Genomic DNA, 19,229 nt, shown 5'->3' with positions numbered 1-19,229 from the left:
GCCGACGTGTACCTCGATCGCACCCTCCTCGGCTTCACCTCCGGCCTGCGGGCCCGCGTGGCGGCCTCAGCGGCGCTGGGTCTCGTCGGCGTCGGCCTCGGGATCGCGCGGCTCGCGCTGCTCGGCTGGCTGCTGGCGCGCGTCTTCGCCGGCGCCAGCCTGGCCGCCCTGGCGCTGCCGATCGCCGTGACCGCCGTCGTCATCGCCGCGCGGTCGGTCGTGGAATACGCGCGCACGATGATCGCCCACCACACGGCCTTCCGCGTGCAGGGCCGGCTCCGGCGCCGGCTCTACGACCACCTGGCGCGGCTGGGCCCCGCCTACCTCACCCACGAGCGGACCGGCCCGGTGGCCACGGCCATGGTGGAAGGCGTCCAGCAGCTCGAGATCTACTTCGGCCAGTTCCTGCCCCAGCTCATCGTCGCCGTGGCCACGCCGCTCCTCATCTTCGCCTTCGTCGCCTTCATCGACCTGCCGGTGGCGGTTACGCTGGTGGGCGCCGCGCTGGTGACGCTCGTCGCCCCCGCGCTCTGGCATCGGCGGGACCGGGCCGCCAGCTATGCGCGCAACCGGGCCTACGCCGCCTTCGGCGCCGAGCTGCTCGATGCGCTCCAGGGCCTGGCCACGCTGAAGGCCTTCGGCCAGAGCGGCGAGCGCGCGCGGCTGCTCGAGCAGAAGAGCCACGCCCTGTTCCAGAGCACCATGTGGCTGCTGGGCGCCAACACGCTGGCTCGGGGCATCACCGACGCCGGCATGGCCATCGGCGCGGCCGCCGCCCTCACGCTCGGAGCCTGGCGCGTGAGCACAGGGGCCATGGACCTGCCCGCCCTGCTAATCATTCTCATGCTGGGCGTCGAAGTGTTCCGGCCGCTCCGCGAGCTGCGCGTGCTGTTGCATGCCGGCATGCTCGGCGCCGCCGCCGCCCAGGGCATCCGCGACATCCTGGAAGCCCGGCCCGCCGTTACCGACCCCATCGCCCCGGAGACGCCGGCGGCGCTAGCGCCCACCGTCACCTTCGAGGGTGTGACGTTCTCCTATCCGGGCGCTCGCCGCATCGCCCACGACGGGGTGTCGTTCCACGTCGGCGCCGCCGAGCGCGTGGCGTTCGTCGGTCCCAGCGGCAGCGGCAAGTCCACCGTCGTGCGTCTCCTCCTGCGCTTCTACGATCCCGACGGCGGAGCGGTCCGGATCGGCGGCCGCGACCTTCGCGAGGTGCCGCTCGCCGAGCTGCGCCGCCGCATCGCCGTGGTCAGCCAGGACACCTATCTCTTCCACGGCACGGTCGAGGACAATTTGCGGATGGGCCGGCCCGACGCCACGCCGGCCCAGCTCGAGGCCGCGGCGCGGGCGGCCAACGCCCACGAGTTCATCGTCCGGCTGCCCGAGGGCTACCGCACCGTCGTCGGCGAGCGCGGCGTGCGGCTCTCCGGCGGCCAGCGTCAGCGCATCGCCATCGCCCGGGCCCTGCTCCGCGACGCACCCATCCTCGTGCTGGACGAGGCGCTCTCGTCCGTCGACGCCGAGAGCGAAGCGCTCATCCAGAAGGCGCTGGACCGGCTGATGGAGGGGCGCACCACGCTCATCTTCGCCCACCGGCTCTCCAGCGTGATCGGCGCCGATCGTATCGTAGTGCTCGACCGCGGCCGCGTGATGCAGACGGGGTCCCATTCCGAGCTCTTGGAGCGCGAGGGCCCGTACCGGCGCCTCATGGGCCCGCAGCTCTCGGCCGACCCCACCGATCGCGTGGTGGCCCGCGCCGGCGGCCCGGCCGCGACGGAGGGCGCCGAACGCGACGGCGCCGGCCCCGCGACCGCCGAGGACGACGTCGTGCGCGGGGTGGACCTCGGCTGGCGGAGAGCCCTGCCCATCCTCTCGCGGATGATCCGGGGCTACCGGGGCCGTCTGGGCGTGACCTTCTCGCTCGGCGTCGCCCGGGTCGCCGCCATCATCGCCGTCGGCGTGCTCAGCGCGCTGATCGTGCGCGCGGTGAGCCACGGCGGCCAGTACGGCGGGCTGGTGGTCACGCTCGCGGTGACGGCGCCCCTGGCCGGGCTGCTGCACTGGCTGGAGTCGTGGCTGGCCCACGACATGGCCTACCGCCTGCTGAACGACATGCGCCTGGCCCTCTTCCGCAAGCTCGACGCGCTGGCGCCCGCCTATCTCACGCGGCGCCGGAGCGGGGACCTGGTGGCGGTGGCCACCCACGACGTCGAGCTGATCGAGTACTTCTTCGCCCACACGGTCACGCCGGTCCTGGTCGCCGTCATCGTGCCGCTCGCCGTGCTGGCGACGCTGGCCGCCTTCGGATGGCCGCTGGCGCTGGCGCTCCTGCCCTTCCTGATCTACGCCGGGCTGAGCCCGGTGCTCCGCCGGGCGCACATCGACCGGCTCGGCTCGTACGCCCGCGAAGTCTCAGGCGACCTCAGCGCCCACGCCGTGGACTCGATCCAGGGCATCGCCGAGATCGTGGCCTTCCAGCGCGAAGCCGCCCGGGGCGAAGAGCTGGCCGCGCGGGCCCGCGCGTATCTCAACGCGCGGATGCCGTTCCTGGCCGACCTGTCGCGTGAGCACGCCGTGCACGAGGCAGTGACGGGCTGGGGCGGGCTCGCCGTGATCGCGGCCGGCGCCGCGCTCGTCGCGGCGGGCCGGCTCGACACGCCCATGCTGCCGCTCCTCACGCTGCTCGCGCTCTCGGCGTTCATCCCGTTGTGGGAGGTGGCCCAGGTCGGCCGCCAGCTCGCCGACACCCTGGGCGCCACCCGCCGCGTGCACGCCATCCACTCGGAGCCGGTGCCCGTCCGCGACGGTCCCGGTATCGGCGGTCCCCGCGCGATCGAGGCGATGCTGGTCCTGCGTGAGGTGACCTTCACCTACCCCGGCCGCCGGCGCCCGGCGCTGGCCGGTGTGTCGCTGGTGGTCCCCACCGGAGCCACGGTGGCGCTGGTCGGCTCGTCGGGCGCTGGCAAGACCACGATCGCCCATCTCTGCCTGCGGTTCTGGGATCCCGACGCGGGCGAAATCCGGCTGGCCGGCCACGATCTGCGCGCCTGGCGCCTCGACGACCTCCGGCGGCAGATCGCCCTGGTGGCCCAGGACACCTACCTCTTCAACGACACGCTGCGCGCGAATGTGCTGCTGGCGCGCCCCGGGGCGACCGAGAGCGAGCTCGCCCAGGCGCTGGAGCGCGCGTCACTCGGGGATCTGCTCGAGTCGCTGCCCCAGGGCCTCGACACGGTGGTGGGCGAGCGCGGCCTGCAGCTCTCGGGCGGCCAGCGCCAGCGCGTGGCCATCGCCCGCGCCTTCCTCAAGGACGCGCCGGTGCTGATCCTCGACGAGGCCACCTCGCACCTCGACGCGGTGAACGAGGCGGTGGTGCACCGGGCGCTCGATACGCTGGCCCGGGGGCGGACGACCCTGGTGATCGCGCACCGTCTGTCGACCGTCCGCGACGCCGACCTGATCGCCGTCCTGCACGAGGGGCGCATCGCGGAGACGGGCCGTCACGACGAGCTCTTGTCGGCGGGTGGCTTCTATGCCCGCCTGGTGTCGCGGCAGATCGCACCGGTCGCGACGCCCGGCACGTAGAGAACCGGCTGGATCTTGGCCTTTCCGAGCTCCTCGGCGCAGGCATTCGCCACTCCGGAGTTCGGGGTCGTGCCTCCGCGCGGCGTGGCCCAACCGCCCTCTTCGACGAACTGCGCCTGCCTCCACGAGTCGATCTTCTGGAACTCGGCGAGCTTCAGGGCCGCGTTGGGCTGTTGCATGAAGCGCGCGACGCAGGCGGGGGTGAGGGCGACGATCACAGCCGAGTTGGAGCGCTCCGCCGCCATTCGCTCGGCAGTGCCGCCGAGGACCCATCCCATCCATGAAAACCCGATGATCATTGTTCCCACCGAGCCGACGATCGCGCCCCAGACTGCTGGTTTGAGCCATGGCGCCTGTACTTGCATGGGATGCCTCCTGGTTCTGGGGGAAGGGAATTCCTCCCAGTGCTGCACGAAGGAGGATGAAGCCTACTTGGTCCGGCGGGCGTCGTTCTCGGAATGCCCCTCGACCGGACGCAGCGAGCTACCGCATTCACGCTGAGAGCCACGGACGAGGTGCACCGTGTAGAGGGGCACACTATAGGGCCAGTACGTGACAGTGACGTCGGCCCCACAGGTGGGGCAGACAGCGTGTCGAAGCCTCATCGTGGGCCGCAGCATAGCACGATGCGATGGCATCGCGTGACCCTCTTTCGCATGCGTTGACAAGTCCGACGCCCCCCGGCATAACACCGCGCATGGACCTCGAGCTGACGGACAAGGTGGCGATCGTCGGTGGCGCCAGCAAAGGCCTGGGCCGCGCCTGTGCGGAGGTGCTGGCCCAGGAGGGCGCCCGGGTGGCGATGTGCAGCCGGTCGAAGCCGGACCTGGACAAGGCCGCGCAGGAAATCCGCGACGCGACCGGGCGCGAGACGCTGGCCTTCGCCGGTGATCTGGATCGGCCCGAGACCATTCGCGACCTGATCGCGGCCGCCGTCGCCCGGTTCGGGCGTCTGGACATCCTGGTCAACAACTCCGGCGGTCCCCCGCTGGCCCGCGCCCAGACCGCCACGGAAGAGCAGTGGGCGACCGCGGTGCAGCGTTCGTTGCTGTTCTTCGCCCGGATGTCCCGGGAGGCGCTGCCCCATCTCAAACGGCAAGGCGCCGGTCGCATCATCAACATCCTGGCCAGCACCGTGTTCCAGCCCATCCCCAACCTCGCGCTCTCCGGCGTCACCCGGATGGGCGTGGTGGCGTTCGCCAAGAGCCTGGCCGATGAAGTCGGACGCGACGGCGTCCTGGTGAACAACGTGTGCCCGGGCGTCATCCGGAGCGAGCGGATGCTCGCCAACACGGCGGCCCGGGCCAAGGAATCCGGCATCTCGCTCGAGGACGCGCTGGCCCAGCGCGCCCGGGAGACGGCGGTGGGCCGCATCGGCGAGCCCCGGGAGCTGGCGCACCTGGTGGCCTTCCTGGCCTCGGCGAAGTCCAGCTACATCACCGGGACTACCATCCTGGTGGATGGGGGCCTGGTGCGCTCGGTGCTCTAGGACCGCTCGGGAGGACGACATGGACGCGCGAGACCTGTTTCTGGAGCAGCACGCGGCCGTGCACTCGGCTGCGGTGGGCGGCAACAAGATATCGGCGGCCGAGCGCACGTTCGGCGGCCTGAGCGACGAGCAGATGCGCCTCCGCCCGCGCGAGGACCTCAACTCCCTGGCGTGGTTGCTGTGGCACATCGCCCGCGCCGAGGACGTCGTCGCCAACCGGGTGCTGGCCGGGCGCGCAGGTCCTGGACGACGGGTGGCTCAAGCGCTTGGGCGTCGCCCGCCGCGACATCGGCGCCGGCGTGACGAGCGCCGAGGTGACGGAACTGACGCGGCAGATCGATCTCGCCGCGCTGCGCGAGTATCGCGACGCGGTGGGCCGCCGTACCCGCGAGTACGTCGGGAGCTTCAAGCCCGAGGACTGGCGGGGCGAGGTGCCGGCCGCGAGCGTGGAGCGCGCCGCCGGTGAAGGCGCCTTCGGCGTCCGCACCGGGCGGGGTCTGACCCGAGGGTCACTCTCCCTCCGGCTGACTGAGATTCGACGCCGCGAGACGCCTCTTCCGCGCTCACACCAGGAGCGCCGGCTCCTCGATCAGATCGGCCAGCGCTTCCAGGAACTGGGCGCCCCGCGCGCCGTCGAGCGCGCGATGGTCGCAGGACAGCGTCAGGACCATCGTGGGCTGGACGGCCGGCTGGCCGTTGAGGGCGACGACGCGGTCGGCGATGCGGCCGACGGCGAGGATGGCGGCCTGGGGCGAGTTGACGATGGCGCTGAAGGCGTCGACGCCGAACATGCCGAGGTTGCTGATGGTGAACCCCCCGCCCTGGATGTCGGCTGGACGGAGCTTGCCCGCCTGGGCTCGCGTCACCAGATCCTCGCGACGGGCGGCGATCTCGGCCACGCCCAGCGTGTCGGCGCGATGGAGGACCGGGACCACGAGCCCGTCCTCGACGGCCACCGCCAACCCGATGTTGATCTCGGCGTTCTGGACGATGGCGCCGTCTTTCCACGAGGCGTTCGCCCGCGGATGCTGCGACAGCGCGGCGGCGACCAGCCTCACCAGCAGGTCCGTGTAGGTGACCCGGGTGCCGGGCGGCTTGCTCAACCGCTGGCGCCAGGAGACCAGGCGGCTCACGTTCACCTCGCGAACCAGATAGAAGTGGGGGGCGGTCGTCCAGCTCGCGGTCATGCGCTCGGCCATGATGCGCCAGACGGTGCTGGCGCCGGCCGCCGCCGGCTGCGGGGCGGCGGTCGCTTTCGCGACAGGGACGTCGGCGGCCAGGACGGCGCCACCGGGGCCCGAACCGTGCAGGGCCGTGATGTCCAGACCGCGCTCGGCGGCCAGGCGCCGCGCCTTGGGGGACGCCGCGGTGAGGCGCGCGGCCACGCCGTCGGCGACGCCGGCCGTCTTGCGGCTGTCGAGGTAAGCCAGGACGTCCGCCTTCTCGATCCGTCCGCTGGTGGTCTTCACTCGGGCGAGATCGACCCCGTGCTCTCGAGCGATCTTCCGGGCCAGCGGCGATGCCTTGACCTCAGGAGACGGCGACGGGATGGCACCGCCCGCGGTGGTTGCCGGGATGACGGGCGCCGGCGCCGCCGGGCCGGACCCCGCCTCACCGGCCGCCGCGATCAGCGCGATCGTCCGGCCCACCGGCACCACGTCTCCTGCCCGGGCGCTGACCTCGCGCAGCACGCCCGAGGCCGGCGCCTCGATCTCGACGGTGACCTTGTCCGTCTCGATCTCGACGAGAGGCTCGCCCTTGCTCACCGTGTCGCCGGGCGCCTTGAGCCACTTGAGGATCTTGCCGGTCTCCTGGGCCAGCTCCAGGGCCGGCATGATGACGTTGGTCGGCATCGGCGAAGCGTCCTCCCGCTCAGGCCTTTCCGCAGAGGGTCCGGGCCGCCTCGAACACCATCTTGTCCGACGGCACCGTGAGGTCCTCGAGCACGGGCGAGAACGGCACCGGCACGTCTCTGGCGCCGATGCGCTTGACCGGCGCATCGAGGTGATAGAAGGCCCCCTCGGCGATCACGGACGCGATCTCCGCGGTGGTGCCGTAGCGCTCGTACCCCTCGTCCACCACGATGGCCCGCGAGGTCTTCTTGGCCGAATCGATCAGGGTCTGCTTGTCCAGTGGGTAGGTGGTCCGCGGATCGATCACCTCGGCGCTGATGCCGGTCTCCTCGAGCAGCTTGGCCGCGTCCAGCGCGACCGCCACCATGCTGCTGGTGGCCACGATGGTGACGTCCGTCCCGGCGCGCTTGATCTCGGCCACCCCGAAGGGAATCGTGTAGTCCTCGGCCGGCACCGGGCCTTTCACCCGGTACATCATCTTGTCCTCGAAGATCACCACCGGGCTGTCGTCGCGAATGGCGGTCTTCATGAGCCCCTTGGCCTCATAGGGGCCCGAGGGCAGCGCCACCTTGAGGCCGGGAATGTGGCTGACCCAGGCGTGCAGCGACTGGGAATGCTGGGCGGCGGACCGCCGCGTGGCTCCCAGCGTGGTGCGGAAGACGATGGGCACCTTCAGCTTGCCGCCCGACATGTAGTGAACCTTGGCGGCCTGGTTCACGATCTGGTCCATGGCCAGCGTGATGAAGTCGCCGAACATCACGTCGACGATCGGTCGCATGCCGGTCATGGCCGCCCCTACGCCGATGCCGGCATAACCCGGCTCGGAAATCGGGGTGTCGATGACCCGCTTCGTCCCGAACTCCTGGACGAGTCCCAGCAGCGTCTTGAAGGGGTGGCCGGCCTCGGCCACATCTTCTCCGATGAGGAACACCCGTGGATCGCGCCGCATCTCCTCGGCGATCGCCTCCCGGACCGCCTCACCGTACGTCAGCTCTCGCTCGCTCATGACTTTCTCCTGCCGATGGCGCTCACGCCGCGCGCCGGAACACGCCCTGGTAGTCGAGCACCACACCGTCCTCGTCGACGGGCAGCTCGGCGCGAAAGCCGCTGCCCTCGAGGTTCTCGTACAGATAGCGCCGGTCGCCGAGCCGTGTGTAGCCCTGCCGCATGGGCCGGACGGTCAGTGCCGGCGCCGACACCCACGCCATGACGAACTCGCGCCGCTCGCCGACGGCCAGGGGCTGCCGCCGGATCGGGAACGTGTTGGTGAAGGGCGTCGGCCAGATGTCGATGTCCAGGCAGCCGTCGAGCTCCGACAAGGCCCGGCCTCCGCCGTCGGTCCAGCGCCCCTTGCCGTCGCTCTGCAGATGGAGCGACCGTGTCCCGTGCTCGCTCGTCACCTGGAGCCGCGCCTCGCCCAGCCGCCACGCCGCATCCCACGCGAGCTGATAGGCGAGCCGGAACGGGCGGCCCTGCTCGTCGAAGGCGAGCAGCACGCTGTCGGCCGAGCCCTCGCGGAGCAGGAGATGCTCGAGGCCCGTGCCCGAGCGGTGCGTGTCCCAGATGGGCGCCCAGCAGATTGCGCGGGGAATGCCACTACCCTCCGGCCACCGAGGCCGCGGCCTGCGCCACCGTCGGCCCGTCGCCGACGAGGGTCGTACGGCGCACGTCGCGCGGCTCGTGCGCCGGGAAGGGTCGGCCGCGGTGCATGGTCCGGCGGTTGTCCCACATCACCAGGTCGCCGACCCGCCACTTGTGGACGTAGACGAACTCGCGCTGGGTCGCGTGCTCCACGAGGTCGCGCAGGAAGGCCCGCGCCTCCGGGACCGGCCAGCCGATGATGCTGCCCGCGTGCGAGGAGAGGTACAGCGACTTCCGCCCGGTCGACGGGTGGGTGCGGACCAGGCGCTGCCGCACCGGCTTGAAGCGCTGGCGCTCCTCCTCGGTGAACTCGGTGAACCCGAGCTGCTGGCGCGAGAAGAGCTGCGAATGCTCGCAGAGGAGGTCCTCGATCTCGGCCTTGGTCTCGCCATCGAGGGCGTCGTAGGCCGCGCGCATGTCCGCGAACTCGGTGTCGCCGCCCCGGGACGGAATGCTGCGGGCGTGGAGGATCGAGTACTTGGCCGGGACCACCTTGAACGAGCTGTCGGAGTGCCAGAGCCGATTGCCGATGGCGAACAGTCGCCGGCGGTCGTCACGGGCGAACGGCTTGTGGTCTTTGTCGAGGTTGGACACGTCGGCAAAGGTGGTGGGCAGCCGGTACTCGTCCGGGGCGCGCAGGCTCGTGCCCACGGCGCGCTCGAGCTCGCCCAGGCTGCGGCTGAAGGCCAGCTGCTGCTCGTCGTCGATGGGCTGGTCGTGAAACACCAGGACGGCATGCTCGTTCATGCCGGCATGGATAGCGCCCACCTCCGCGGGAGAGAGCGGCTTGGTGAGGTCCAGACCCTCCACCTCGGCGGCGAAGCAGGGGCCGATCCGACGCATGGTGACGGGCATGCCGGTCGCCTCCTACCGTTTGAAGGTCAGCTTCTCGAACAGCGCGCTGAGGACCTCGTCGACCGCCGCCGAGGCCCAGACGTCGAAGAACGGCGATCGCTGCATGGCGAGGAACTCTCGCTGATCGCGCTCCCTGGCCTGGGTCTCCGTCTCGCCGGCCCGGACGGACTGCTGGTGGCCGCGGATCAGGTCCTTGTGATAGATGGCCGGATACTCGATGTAGCGGTGCAGCTCGCGGAAATCCTTCGTGTAGAAGACGGCCACCGGCACCGACGCCCACTCCCCACCGTTCTTGGCGTTCATGAACGCCAGCATGAGGTCGTGGTTGCCGTCGGGGTGGGCGGCGGGATCGGGACGCCGCGTGGCGAGGATCTTCTTGCCGTCGCGGTTGAAGATGCGCAGCTCGAGGCCCCCGGCCTCGGCCAGCCGCGCCATCATGGGCACGTCGCGCCGGCAATCGGACGACCAGTCCTCGGAGATCATCAAAATGCTCGCCGGACCGTCGGGCTGTTCGGCGAGCCAGCGGATGGCGGCGGCCTGTTGCTCGCTCAGACGAGCCCGGGCGTAGCGCTCGCGGAACACCGCGCTGTTGTCCTTGCGCGCCGTGGGCCGGGACCCGCCGTCGGGAAAGTATCCGCCCCAGGCCTCGCGGGCCAGGTTCTCGGGACTGGCGGTGTACGTCACGTACGCGTCGAACGTCATGCCGCGGGCGAACCTCGCCGGGGTCACGGCGCTCGGGGCGTTCACGCGTAGACGTCCTGATCGACCTGGTCCGGCGCCGGGTACGGCGCCGCGAGCGCGAACTGCACCCCGCCGTCGATCTCCGCCTTCACGTCCGTGAGGATGCGCTCGAAGACGCTGGCGTCGACGAGCCCCTGGGCCATGAGCCGCCCGGTCAGGGTCTGCAGCGGATCGTGCCGGGTCATCCACTCCTGCTCCTCGTCCCGGGAGCGATACTCGCGGTTGACATCCCCGACGTGGTGGCCGAAGTAGCGGTAGGTCTTGCACTCGAGGAAGCCCGGGCCCTCGCCCCCCCGCGCGCGCTCCACGAGCCGGCGCATCGTCGCGAGGACCGCCTGGACGTCCTGGCCGTCGACGGTCTCGGCGTGGATGCCGAAGGCCCGGGCCCGGGCCAGGATCTCGCCGGCGACGGTCTCCCCGCACGGCGTGTACTCTCCGTACAGGTTGTTCTCGCAGACGTAGATGACCGGCAGCTTCCAGAGCGCCGCCATGTTCATCGCCTCGTAGAGCAGGCCCTGGCCCAGCGCGCCATCGCCGAAAAAGCAGACGGCGACCTGGTCGCTGCCCCGCATCCGGGCCGACAGCGCGGCGCCGGTGGCGATGCCGGCGGAGCCGCCCACGATGGCATTGGCCCCCAGGTTGCCCGTCTCGGGATCGGCGATGTGCATCGAGCCGCCCTTGCCCCGGCAGTAGCCCGGCTCCTTGCCGAGGAGCTCGGCGAACATGCGGTTGACCGAGGCCCCTTTGGCCAGGCAGTGGCCGTGCCCGCGATGCGTGCTGGTGATGAAGTCGTCGCGGCGCAGGGCCTCGCAGACGCCGACGGCCACGGCCTCCTCCCCGGTGTAGAGGTGGGCCAGGCCCGGCATCTTGGCGCTCTTGTACAGCTCGTGCACCTGCTCCTCGAAGGCTCGGATCTTCGCCATCTGGCGGTAGAGGTGCAGGTTCTGCTCCAGCTCCATCCGGGGCTCGATCGTTCGGGTCGTCATCGCCGGTCCCTCTCGCGTCATCGGAGTTTCAGGGCCCCCACTGTACCCGAGACTCCGCCGGAGCGTAAAGCCGGCTGCCCGGGCCTTGTGGTACCTTCTGGCCTGACGTGAGCACCTCCACTTTGGCCCCTTGGGGACCCGAGCTCGCCCTGGCGCCGGGCGAGTTCGTCGACAGCGGCCACCCGGCGATCCGGGCGTTCGCCGAAGAGACGACCGCCGGCGCCGTCGATGCCCTCGCCCGGGGCGTGAAGCTCTACTACGCCGTTCGCGACGGGATCCTCTACGACCCTTACTGGGTGGGCGAGGCCCCCGCCTACTACCGGGCCAGCGACTGCCTGCGGGCCAAGCGCGGCTTCTGTATCCCGAAGGCGGCCCTGCTGGCGGCCGCGGCCCGGGCCAGCGGCATTCCCGCCCGCGTCGGCTACGCCGACGTCCGCAACCACCTGGCGACGAAGAAGCTCCTCGACCTCGTCGGGACCGATCTGTTCGTCTGGCACGGCTACACGGAGCTTTACCTGGAGGGAAACTGGGTGAAGGCCACGCCGGCCTTCAACCTGACCCTGTGCGAGCGCTTCGGCGTCCGGCCGCTGGAGTTCGACGGACGCCACGACTCGCTCTTCCACGAATACGACCGGGCCGGCCGCCGGCACATGGAGTACGTCAGGGAGCGCGGATCCTACCCGGACGTGCCCTACGCCACCATCGTGGCCGACTTCAAGCTGGCGCACCCCCGCTGGCTCGAGGTCCGCGCGCGCGGCGAGCAGGGAGACTTCGCGAGAGAACCGACCGCCGGGCGCTGATCAGGCGTAGGGCACGTCGATCAGCCGGTCGCGCCCCGAGCGCATGTCCTCCTGGAGCAGCCCGCGCAGCGCGCGAGCCACGGGGCCGGGTTTGCCGTCCCCGATGGGCTTGCGATCCCATTCGACGATGGGCGCGACCTCGATGGAGCTGCCGATCAGCATCATCTCCCGGGCCGCCCGGGCCTCGCCCACCGGAATGTCGCATACCTGAACGCCGGTGATGAGCTTGCGGGTCTGCAGGGTCGGAGCTAGCTCGAGCAGGCGCAGCGACGTGCACCCGGAGAGGATGTGGTCGAACTTCGGGTGTTTCAGCACCCCGTCGGCGCTCACGAAGGCCACGTTCATGTTGGAGCTCTCGCCCACGTTCCCGGTATCGTCGACGAAGATGCCGTTGTCCAGGCCGGCCTCCTGCGCTTCCATCTGCATGAGGACGTTGGGCAGGTAGTTGGTGCTCTTGGTGACGGCGTAGAGCGGCGGCTTGATCGGATAGGTCGTCGTCATGACCCGCAGGCCGTCCCGGTACCAGGCCTCGGGGTAGACGAGGCCGGCGAAGATGATGACGAAGAACCCGGGCTGGGCGCCCGCCGCCGGGGTGAGGCTCAGATTGCCCGGCCCCGCCGACGCCCAATAGCGAATGGAGCCGTCTCGCCGGCCGCTGGCCACCGTGGTCCGGACGATGATGTCGCGCATCTCGTCGCGGGCCGGGAGTCTTAGCCTGGCGTTGCGCGCCGACCGGACGAAGCGATCGAGGTGCGCCTCCAGGTCGTAGATCTTGCCCCCCACGATGGCGGCCGTGTCGAAGATGCCGTGGCCGCGGTGCACCATGTGGTCGTCGAACGGGATGATCATGAGCCCGGGGTCGGTGACGATGCCACCGAGCTGGCTCGAATAGAAGGCCGAGTAGGTCACCGGCTGCCGGGTCCGCAGGGCCCGGAGCTGCTGCACCACGTCGTCGGCGGTCAGGATGCGAAGGGTGGTCGTCGCTGGCATCCGGCTCCTCCTCCCGGGCCCGGCGGCGTCGGTGCGCCACGGCCCACGCTCCGGCTCCCCAGACTGTAGCATCCCGCGAATCTCGGCCGGCGCTTGACTTTGGTCGGCGCCAGGCGCGATCGTGCTGCCCCGACGCCATGGACACGACTCCGCTCGCCGCCCAACTCGGGGCCTTCGTCGCCCGGCTCCGCTTCGAGGATCTGCCGCCGGCGGTCGTCGACAAGGCCCGGGCGGTCGTCAATCACGCCCTCACCGTCGCCATGGCCGGCTTCGGCAACCCGCGAGCCGACGCGGCGCGGCGGGCCGTGCTCGAGCACGAGCGTCTCGGCGACCGCCGGGTGGGACGCGGCCAGGGCGCGACGGTGTGGGTGGACGGCGCCCGGGTGACCCGCATCGGCGCCGCCTTCGCCAACGGCGTCGCGGTGGCCGTCAACAACCAGTGCGACTCGTACCACATGCTGACTCACCCCGGCGTGCTGATCGTCCCCGCGGGCCTGGCCACGGCCGAGGGCGAGGGGCGGACGGGCCGCGAGCTGCTGACCGCGCTCGTGGCCGGCTACGAGGTCCAGTGCCGGTGCGCGCGCGACTTCATCCCCTCCACGCCCGCTCGAGGGTTCCGGGCCAGCCCCGTCTACGGCATCCTGGGCTGCGCGGCCACCACCGCCAAGCTCCTGGGGCTCGATGCGGCGCCGACCGTCAGCGCCATTGCGCTGGCGGCGAGCTTCGCGGGCAGCCTCATCGAGGGCCAGCGCACCGGCGCGCGCGACGCCGATTTCGCCGAGGCCCAGGCCGCCCGCAGCGGCATGTGGGCCGCCACGCTCGCCGGCCAGGGCTTCTACGGCCCGCTGACGGCGCTCGAAGGCCCGGGCGGCTTCTACAACGCGTTCACCGGCAGTCACCGCGGTGACCTGACCTACAGCTTCACGGGCCCCCTCACGGCCGATCTCGACCAGGTCGTGGCCGACCTCGGCCGGCGCTGGGAGATGCTGGACGTCAAGTTCAAGATCTACCCCACGCCCGGCTTCAACCAGCCCGTGATCTGGCTGGCCCGCGAGATGACCGCCAACCACGCCCTCGAGGCCGAGGCGATCGAGCGCGTCACGCTCGAGATGAATTACCTGGAGACGCTCTATCCCTCGCCCCGCTTCCCCCGCCCGGCCGCTGCCGACGGCAGCGGCTTCGGCCGCACCGCCTACATGCTGGCCTACACGGTGGTCACCGGCGACTATCCCGTGCTGGAGAAGAACGTGGAGGACCCCCACGATGCGGGAGCCGCCGCCCGCGCCGATGTGGCGGGGCGCGTGGCCGCGCTGCAGAAGCGCGTGGAGGTCCTCGGCGTGGTCGGCCGGGAGTGCTTCGCGCCCCGGATGACGGTGGTCCTGCGCGACGGGCGCCGGCTGAGCGGTGAATACCACGGCCGTGAGCTCATGTGGGACTTCGCCCGCGACGCCGCCGAGCTACGTCGGTTTCAGCCCGGCCTGCCCATCCCGCCCGCGCAGTACGACAAGCTCGTCGCCGCCATCGCCGGGCTCGACGCGGCCGCGTCGGTGGACGACGTCGTCCGCTTGACCCTGCCCGGCTAGGAGCTGAGCTTCACCGCCTCGCCCGTCCGGGCCGAGTGCTCGATGGCCAGCGTCACCTCGAGCGTCAGCCGGCCCTCGCGCAGCGTCGTGTGCGCGCAGGGACGGCCCGTGACGAGGTGGTCGAGCCAGGTGCGCGTCTCGTTGGCGATGGGGCCCCAGTAGTCCCCCACCGCCCAGTCCCCCGACGAGTTGCTCTGCATGAACAGCATCGGCGCGGAGTGGCCCGGCACGTAGGCGTGGGGGACGCCCCGGTCGGTGAAGAGCACGCTGTCTTTATTGTCCATGTCGAGCAGGATCACGCCTTCCGTGCCCAGCACCTCGAAGCGCGCGCTCTGGCCGTAGGTCGGGTAGAGCGCGGGCAGGATGTAGCAGACGCCCAGGTTCACCACGGCGCCGTCCTCGAAGGTGAGGATGGCCCAGGTGACGTCCTGCGCGCTGTAGCCTTTCTCCTTGAAGAGCTTCCACTGGCCTCGGGCCACTACCTCGACCGGCCGGTGGCCCTCCAGGAACCAGCAGGCCATGTCCACGTAGTACGTGAGGACGTCGGTGATGGGCGAGGCCTCGGGCGAGCGCTTGAGGATCTCGAACATCTGGGCCCGGCTGTTGTAGACGCGGGCCGTGGCCCCCACGATCTGGCCCAGCCGTCCCTGGAGGATCTGCTCCTTGGCCAGCATCCAGCGGCGGTCGTGGCGGCGCGAGTAGCCGATGCGGATGTCCACGCCCCGGCGCTCGGCGGCGGCCACGACCCGATCGGCATCCTCCAGTCGCAAGGCCAGGGGCTTCTCCACCAGGATCGGCTTGCCGAGCTCGATCGCCTGCAGCAAGGGCTCGGTGTGCTCGTGCTCGCTGGTGGCGACGATGACGGCGTCGACCTCGGGGTGGGCCAGGACGTCGCGGTTGCTGCCGGAGGCGAGGTGGGCGCCCACAGCCTGGGCCAGGGCCCGGGCCCGCTCGGGGTCCTTGTCGGAGACGGCCAGGAAGCGAACCGAGGGATGGCGCGCCGCCATGTGCGCGCGGAGGGTTCCGATCCGGCCCGAGCCCACGACCGCCACGCCGATCTGTCTGGGCGTCGTCACGCCGGGCAGGATACCCTACTCCGGCCACCAGGAGGTGCGCCCGTGAGCGACGACCGCACGGCGCTTCGGCACCATCTGGGACCGCCCTCACCTCGATCTGAAGATGCGTGAGCTGATCGTCATCGCCACTGCGGCCGCCCAGGATCTTCCCGAGGAAGTCGAAGTCCACGTGCGAGGCGCGCTCAACCGGGGCGGCCAAGCGCATCTTCGACCAGTGGAGCCGCCGTGAGGACTGGCGTCCGCTGTGAGCTTCGCGCTCAGGCCGCGCGCACCTTGTCCTTGAACTGCTCCACCGTGAGCACCCAGGCGATCGTGCGCCCCATCAGCTCCAGGGCCATCCAGTGGTGGTCCTTGCCGCGCATGCTGGCCACGCAGTCCGAGATGACCACGGTCTGGTAGCCGCGGTTGGACGTCGAGAAGGCCGTGGAGTACACGCAGGTATCGGTGTTGATCCCCGCCAGCACCACCGTCTCGGCGCGGTACACGCGTCCCAGCAGCGCGTCGAGATCGGTATAGAGGAAGCTGTCGAGCGATTTCTTGCTGGTGACGTGGACGTCGTCGGGCGCGACCAGGATGGCTGGCACCTCGGCCTGGGGCGAGCCTTCCCTGCGATCGGGGATGCGCCGCACGGGCGCCTGGGCGTTCTGGCTGAGCCCGTGCTCGCGGCTCACCCGCATCGACTGTCCGGACAGGGCGCTCTGCAGCTCCACCGCCCGCCGCCGGACATAGGCGTGCACCACCGGCAGGCCTTCGCTGCGCGCGAAGTCGAGCAGATCGCGGCTGTACTTGAGCACGCGCTCGGCGTCGTCGGCGGCTACCGGGGCGCCGCCCACCTCGAGGTCGAGGTAGTCACGCTGCATGTCCACCGTCATGACGACCGTGCGGCGGGGGTCGATCTTCAGCAGCGCGTTCATGGCGTCCTTGTAGGCATTGCGATCCTGAAACTCCACCGGTGGCTTCATCGGCGTTATCCTCCCTGCGGCGCGATGCGCCGTACCCAGTACGTGCGCGCGATCCGCCAGACGTCGGCGGCGGCCACGCGATTGATCAGGACGGTCGTGCCCTGCACGCCGCTGACGACGCCGTAGCTCTGGAACAGGCGGATGTGGAAGTCCTCGGGAGCGAACGGCAGCGTCACCGCGATGTCGACCGGAGTCCCCTGCCGGAGCGCGCGTTCCAGCGCGTCGTCGATCCGGCCCGGGGCCGACAGGCGCAAGAAGGCCTCCCAGCCGAGCCAGGCCGCGAGGGCCACGGTCAGGAACACGACGGTGCGACGCGGCATCTCTTCACGGCCCCGTGGACACCAGACCCCAGCGCTCGATCGTCCGCCGCTCCAGGGGCTGCAACACGAGCCGGTCGGTGGCCAGCCAGAGCGTGCCGATCGTCAGGATGCCCACCAGGATGGTGTCGGTCTGATGGAAGTTGGACGCGTCGTAGATGAGGAAGCCGAGCCCGGTCGTCGTGGCGATCATCTCGGCGGCGATGAGGGCCCGCCAGCCGAAGCCGATGCTCATGCGGATGCCCGTCACGATGCTGGGCATGGCGCCGGGGAGCAGCACCTCGAAGATCACGTGGCGCCGGCCGCCGCCCAGCGTCAGCACGGCATTCTCGAAGATCTTGGGCACCGTGCGCACGCCGACCAGCGTGTTGAAGAACACCAGGAAGAAGATCGTATTGAACATGATAAAGGTCACGCTGACCCAGCCCAGGCCGAACCAGGTGATGGCCAGGGGCAGCCAGGCGATGCCCGAGAGCGCGTTGAAGAAACCCACCACCGGCTCCACGATCGGGGCCAACCACCGGTTCAGCCCGACCAGCACGCCCAGCCCCACGGCCAGCGGCACGCTCACCACCAGGCCGATGAGCACGCGCCCCAGGCTGGCCCCGATGTTGACCCACAGCGAGCCGTCGCGCCCCAGCTCCCAGGCGATCCGCGCCACGTCGGTCGGGGGCGGCAGGAACAGGACCGGCACCACTCCCGTACGGCTGACCAGAGTCCAGGCCGCGATGAGGGCCACGAAGGGCACCAGCCCCCGGATGGCCGTGGCCAGGGACTTCACCGCTGCACCAGCCCCCAGCGCGCGATGGTGGCCTCTTCCATCGGCCGCAGCACGAAGTAGTCCAGGAGCAGCCACAGGAGCCCGATGATCGCCATACCCAGCATGATGCGCGCGGTCAGGTGGAAGTTCTGGGCGTTGAAGATCATGAAGCCGAGGCCGTGGGCCCCGACCAGCATCTCCGCGGCGATGAGGGCCCGCCAGCCGTAGGCCAGCCCCAGGCGCATGCCCGTGGCGATGCTGGGCAGCGCCCCCGGCAGCAACACGTCCCGCACGATCCGCCAGCGCGAGCCGCCCAGCGTACGCAGGGCATTGACGTAGATGCGAGGCACGCTGCGCACCCCCAGCATCGCGTTGAAGATGACGGGGAACAGGACGGTGTAGTTGACCGCCGCCAGGATGGTGCGCTCGCCGAAGCCGAACCACACCAGCATCAGCGGCAGCCAGGCGATGCCCGACACCGACTGGAAGAAGTTCAGGAGCGGGTACATGAGATCGGCGATGCGCCGGCTGAGCCCCAGCACCAGCCCCACCGGCACCCCGATCAGCATGGCCACGCCGGCGGCCAGGACGATGCGGCGCAGACTCTCGCCCACGTACATGGGGAGGATCCCGTTGACGACCAGCTCGGTGCCCGAGGAAAGCACGGTGAGCGGCGAGGGCAGGTAGTACGGGGGCAACGGCAGTGTGGCCGCGGCCAGGCTCCACGCGACCAGCGCGCCGCCCAGAAAGACCACCCACGTGGCGGCGAGCTCCCAGCGCACCATCTAGCCCTCCTGCCCCCCGACCTCTTCCCGCACCAGGCGCAGGACCTTCTCCTTGATCGCCGTGAAGTCGGGGTCGGACGTGAACATCTTCCACGTCCGGGCCTGGCGGGGGATGCGCACGGGCACCAGGGTCTTGACCCGGCCGGGATGCCGGGACAGCACACAGCAGCGGTCCCCCAGGAACACCGCCTCCTCGACGTTGTGGGTGACGAAGAGGATGGTCGTGCCGGTGGCCTGGGAGATCACGTTCAGCTCTTCCTGCAAGGTGATCCGCGTCTGGGCGTCGACCGATGCGAAGGGCTCGTCCATCAGCATGACCTCGGGATTCGCGGCCAGCGTCCGGGCCACGGCCACCCGCTGCTTCATGCCGCCGGACAGCTCGTGGGGATACTTGCCCTCGAAGCCGGTGAGCCCCACCAGCTCCACGAAGCGGCGGACGCTGGCGGCGCGCTCGGCCCGCGGCACGCCCTGGATCTCCAGGCCGTGGGCGATGTTCCGCTCGACCGTGCGCCAGGGCAGGATGGCGAACTCCTGGAACACCACCCCCCGATCGCGGCCGGGGCCGGCCACGGGGCGGCCATCCAGCAGGACGGCGCCCCGCGTCGGCGGGATCAGCCCGGCCAGGATGTTGAGCAGGGTGGTCTTGCCGCAGCCGCTGGGACCGACGACGGTGAGGAACTCGCCGGTCCCCACCTCGAGATCGACGCCGTCCAGGGCGACGATCCGCTCGCGCGTGAACGGGTTGACATACTCGTGCCCCAGGCCGCGGACGACGATCTTCGCAGCCACGCCGGCCCGCGACCCGC

The 19,229-nt window shown here is 70.8% G+C and carries 18 protein-coding genes and 1 pseudogene; 5 read left to right on the top strand and 14 right to left on the bottom strand.

Annotated features, from left to right (window positions below; genetic code table 11):
- The first annotated feature begins 6 nt into the window (after window positions 1–6).
- Window positions 7–3,585, top strand: a complete 3,579-nt coding sequence (locus VFR64_12985; GenBank protein HET9490655.1) for an ABC transporter ATP-binding protein — start codon at window positions 7–9, stop codon at window positions 3,583–3,585.
- Here VFR64_12985 and VFR64_12980 read toward each other — a convergent pair.
- Window positions 3,531–3,950, bottom strand: coding sequence for a hypothetical protein (locus VFR64_12980; protein HET9490654.1), 420 nt, complete (start codon window positions 3,948–3,950; stop codon window positions 3,531–3,533). The genes VFR64_12985 and VFR64_12980 overlap by 55 nt on opposite strands.
- 332 nt (window positions 3,951–4,282) lie before the next feature.
- On the opposite strand from VFR64_12980, the gene VFR64_12975 reads away from it, so the two are divergent.
- Window positions 4,283–5,074 (top strand): SDR family oxidoreductase, encoded by a 792-nt coding sequence (locus VFR64_12975; protein ID HET9490653.1) that lies wholly within the window; start codon window positions 4,283–4,285, stop codon window positions 5,072–5,074.
- Between the two features lie 563 nt (window positions 5,075–5,637).
- Here VFR64_12975 and VFR64_12970 read toward each other — a convergent pair.
- From VFR64_12970 to VFR64_12945, 6 genes are read right to left on the bottom strand one after another with little or no spacing between them, the layout of a single operon-like run.
- Window positions 5,638–6,927, bottom strand: a complete 1,290-nt coding sequence (locus VFR64_12970; protein HET9490652.1) for a dihydrolipoamide acetyltransferase family protein — start codon at window positions 6,925–6,927, stop codon at window positions 5,638–5,640.
- A gap of 19 nt (window positions 6,928–6,946) precedes the next feature.
- On the bottom strand, window positions 6,947–7,933 hold the full coding sequence (locus VFR64_12965; GenBank protein HET9490651.1) for an alpha-ketoacid dehydrogenase subunit beta: 987 nt from the start codon (window positions 7,931–7,933) through the stop codon (window positions 6,947–6,949).
- A 22-nt stretch (window positions 7,934–7,955) separates the two neighbouring features.
- Window positions 7,956–8,492: a putative glycolipid-binding domain-containing protein gene (locus VFR64_12960; protein ID HET9490650.1), complete on the bottom strand. Its 537-nt coding sequence runs from the start codon at window positions 8,490–8,492 to the stop codon at window positions 7,956–7,958.
- Between the two features lie 31 nt (window positions 8,493–8,523).
- The gene (locus tag VFR64_12955) at window positions 8,524–9,423 is read right to left on the bottom strand and encodes a TauD/TfdA family dioxygenase (protein ID HET9490649.1); all 900 of its coding nucleotides are present in this window, start codon (window positions 9,421–9,423) and stop codon (window positions 8,524–8,526) included.
- A gap of 12 nt (window positions 9,424–9,435) precedes the next feature.
- Window positions 9,436–10,170 (bottom strand): thioredoxin family protein, encoded by a 735-nt coding sequence (locus VFR64_12950; GenBank protein ID HET9490648.1) that lies wholly within the window; start codon window positions 10,168–10,170, stop codon window positions 9,436–9,438.
- Window positions 10,167–11,150, bottom strand: coding sequence for a thiamine pyrophosphate-dependent dehydrogenase E1 component subunit alpha (locus VFR64_12945; GenBank protein HET9490647.1), 984 nt, complete (start codon window positions 11,148–11,150; stop codon window positions 10,167–10,169). The genes VFR64_12950 and VFR64_12945 overlap by 4 nt, the downstream gene beginning before the upstream one ends.
- Before the next feature lie 122 nt (window positions 11,151–11,272).
- Between VFR64_12945 and VFR64_12940 the strand changes: the two genes are divergently transcribed.
- A complete protein-coding gene (locus tag VFR64_12940) occupies window positions 11,273–11,950 on the top strand; it encodes a transglutaminase domain-containing protein (GenBank protein HET9490646.1) in 678 nt (225 codons plus the stop codon).
- On the opposite strand, the gene VFR64_12935 is transcribed toward VFR64_12940, so the two are convergent.
- Entirely contained in the window at window positions 11,951–12,940 is a 990-nt protein-coding gene (locus VFR64_12935; GenBank protein ID HET9490645.1) for an aminotransferase class IV, read from the bottom strand.
- Window positions 12,941–13,077: 137 nt separating this feature from the next.
- Between VFR64_12935 and VFR64_12930 the strand changes: the two genes are divergently transcribed.
- Window positions 13,078–14,523: an MmgE/PrpD family protein gene (locus VFR64_12930; protein ID HET9490644.1), complete on the top strand. Its 1,446-nt coding sequence runs from the start codon at window positions 13,078–13,080 to the stop codon at window positions 14,521–14,523.
- On the opposite strand, the gene VFR64_12925 is transcribed toward VFR64_12930, so the two are convergent.
- Window positions 14,520–15,599 carry a Gfo/Idh/MocA family oxidoreductase gene (locus VFR64_12925; GenBank protein HET9490643.1) on the bottom strand — a complete coding sequence of 360 codons (1,080 nt, stop codon included), beginning with the start codon at window positions 15,597–15,599 and terminating at the stop codon, window positions 14,520–14,522. The two genes, VFR64_12930 and VFR64_12925, sit on opposite strands and share 4 nt — an antisense overlap.
- A 61-nt stretch (window positions 15,600–15,660) precedes the next feature.
- Here VFR64_12925 and VFR64_12920 point away from each other — a divergent pair.
- A pseudogene (locus VFR64_12920) lies at window positions 15,661–15,828 on the top strand (carboxymuconolactone decarboxylase family protein).
- 28 nt (window positions 15,829–15,856) lie between these two features.
- On the opposite strand, the gene VFR64_12915 reads toward VFR64_12920, so the two are convergent.
- Genes VFR64_12915 through VFR64_12895 form a run of 5 tightly spaced genes read right to left on the bottom strand, consistent with a single transcriptional unit; the run spans window position 15,857 to window position 19,212 of the window.
- On the bottom strand, window positions 15,857–16,561 hold the full coding sequence (locus VFR64_12915) for a cysteine hydrolase (protein HET9490642.1): 705 nt from the start codon (window positions 16,559–16,561) through the stop codon (window positions 15,857–15,859).
- 5 nt (window positions 16,562–16,566) lie between these two features.
- Window positions 16,567–16,881, bottom strand: a complete 315-nt coding sequence (locus VFR64_12910) for a hypothetical protein (protein ID HET9490641.1) — start codon at window positions 16,879–16,881, stop codon at window positions 16,567–16,569.
- A 4-nt stretch (window positions 16,882–16,885) separates the two neighbouring features.
- Complete coding sequence (locus tag VFR64_12905; protein HET9490640.1) at window positions 16,886–17,659, bottom strand: ABC transporter permease; 774 nt, start codon at window positions 17,657–17,659, stop codon at window positions 16,886–16,888.
- Window positions 17,656–18,423: an ABC transporter permease gene (locus VFR64_12900; GenBank protein ID HET9490639.1), complete on the bottom strand. Its 768-nt coding sequence runs from the start codon at window positions 18,421–18,423 to the stop codon at window positions 17,656–17,658. Before VFR64_12900 ends, VFR64_12905 begins: the two co-directional genes overlap by 4 nt.
- Window positions 18,424–19,212: an ABC transporter ATP-binding protein gene (locus VFR64_12895; GenBank protein HET9490638.1), complete on the bottom strand. Its 789-nt coding sequence runs from the start codon at window positions 19,210–19,212 to the stop codon at window positions 18,424–18,426.
- Between the last annotated feature and the right edge of the window lie 17 nt (window positions 19,213–19,229).

It is taken from the genome of Candidatus Methylomirabilota bacterium, assembly GCA_035709005.1.
GTDB lineage: Bacteria > Methylomirabilota > Methylomirabilia > Rokubacteriales > CSP1-6 > 40CM-4-69-5.
The sequence above is the reverse complement of the archived record's forward strand: the minus strand, read 5'-3'. Positions and strand labels throughout refer to the sequence as shown.

Coding starts and splice junctions, on each gene's coding strand:
- VFR64_12980 (HET9490654.1), bottom strand. CDS start 3,950: ATGCAAGTACAGGCGCCATGGCTCAAACCAGCAGTCTGGGGCGCGATC.
- VFR64_12975 (HET9490653.1), top strand. CDS start 4,283: ATGGACCTCGAGCTGACGGACAAGGTGGCGATCGTCGGTGGCGCCAGC.
- VFR64_12970 (HET9490652.1), bottom strand. CDS start 6,927: ATGCCGACCAACGTCATCATGCCGGCCCTGGAGCTGGCCCAGGAGACC.
- VFR64_12965 (HET9490651.1), bottom strand. CDS start 7,933: ATGAGCGAGCGAGAGCTGACGTACGGTGAGGCGGTCCGGGAGGCGATC.
- VFR64_12955 (HET9490649.1), bottom strand. CDS start 9,423: ATGCCCGTCACCATGCGTCGGATCGGCCCCTGCTTCGCCGCCGAGGTG.
- VFR64_12945 (HET9490647.1), bottom strand. CDS start 11,150: ATGACGACCCGAACGATCGAGCCCCGGATGGAGCTGGAGCAGAACCTG.
- VFR64_12935 (HET9490645.1), bottom strand. CDS start 12,940: ATGCCAGCGACGACCACCCTTCGCATCCTGACCGCCGACGACGTGGTG.
- VFR64_12930 (HET9490644.1), top strand. CDS start 13,078: ATGGACACGACTCCGCTCGCCGCCCAACTCGGGGCCTTCGTCGCCCGG.
- VFR64_12915 (HET9490642.1), bottom strand. CDS start 16,561: ATGAAGCCACCGGTGGAGTTTCAGGATCGCAATGCCTACAAGGACGCC.
- VFR64_12910 (HET9490641.1), bottom strand. CDS start 16,881: ATGCCGCGTCGCACCGTCGTGTTCCTGACCGTGGCCCTCGCGGCCTGG.
- VFR64_12900 (HET9490639.1), bottom strand. CDS start 18,423: ATGGTGCGCTGGGAGCTCGCCGCCACGTGGGTGGTCTTTCTGGGCGGC.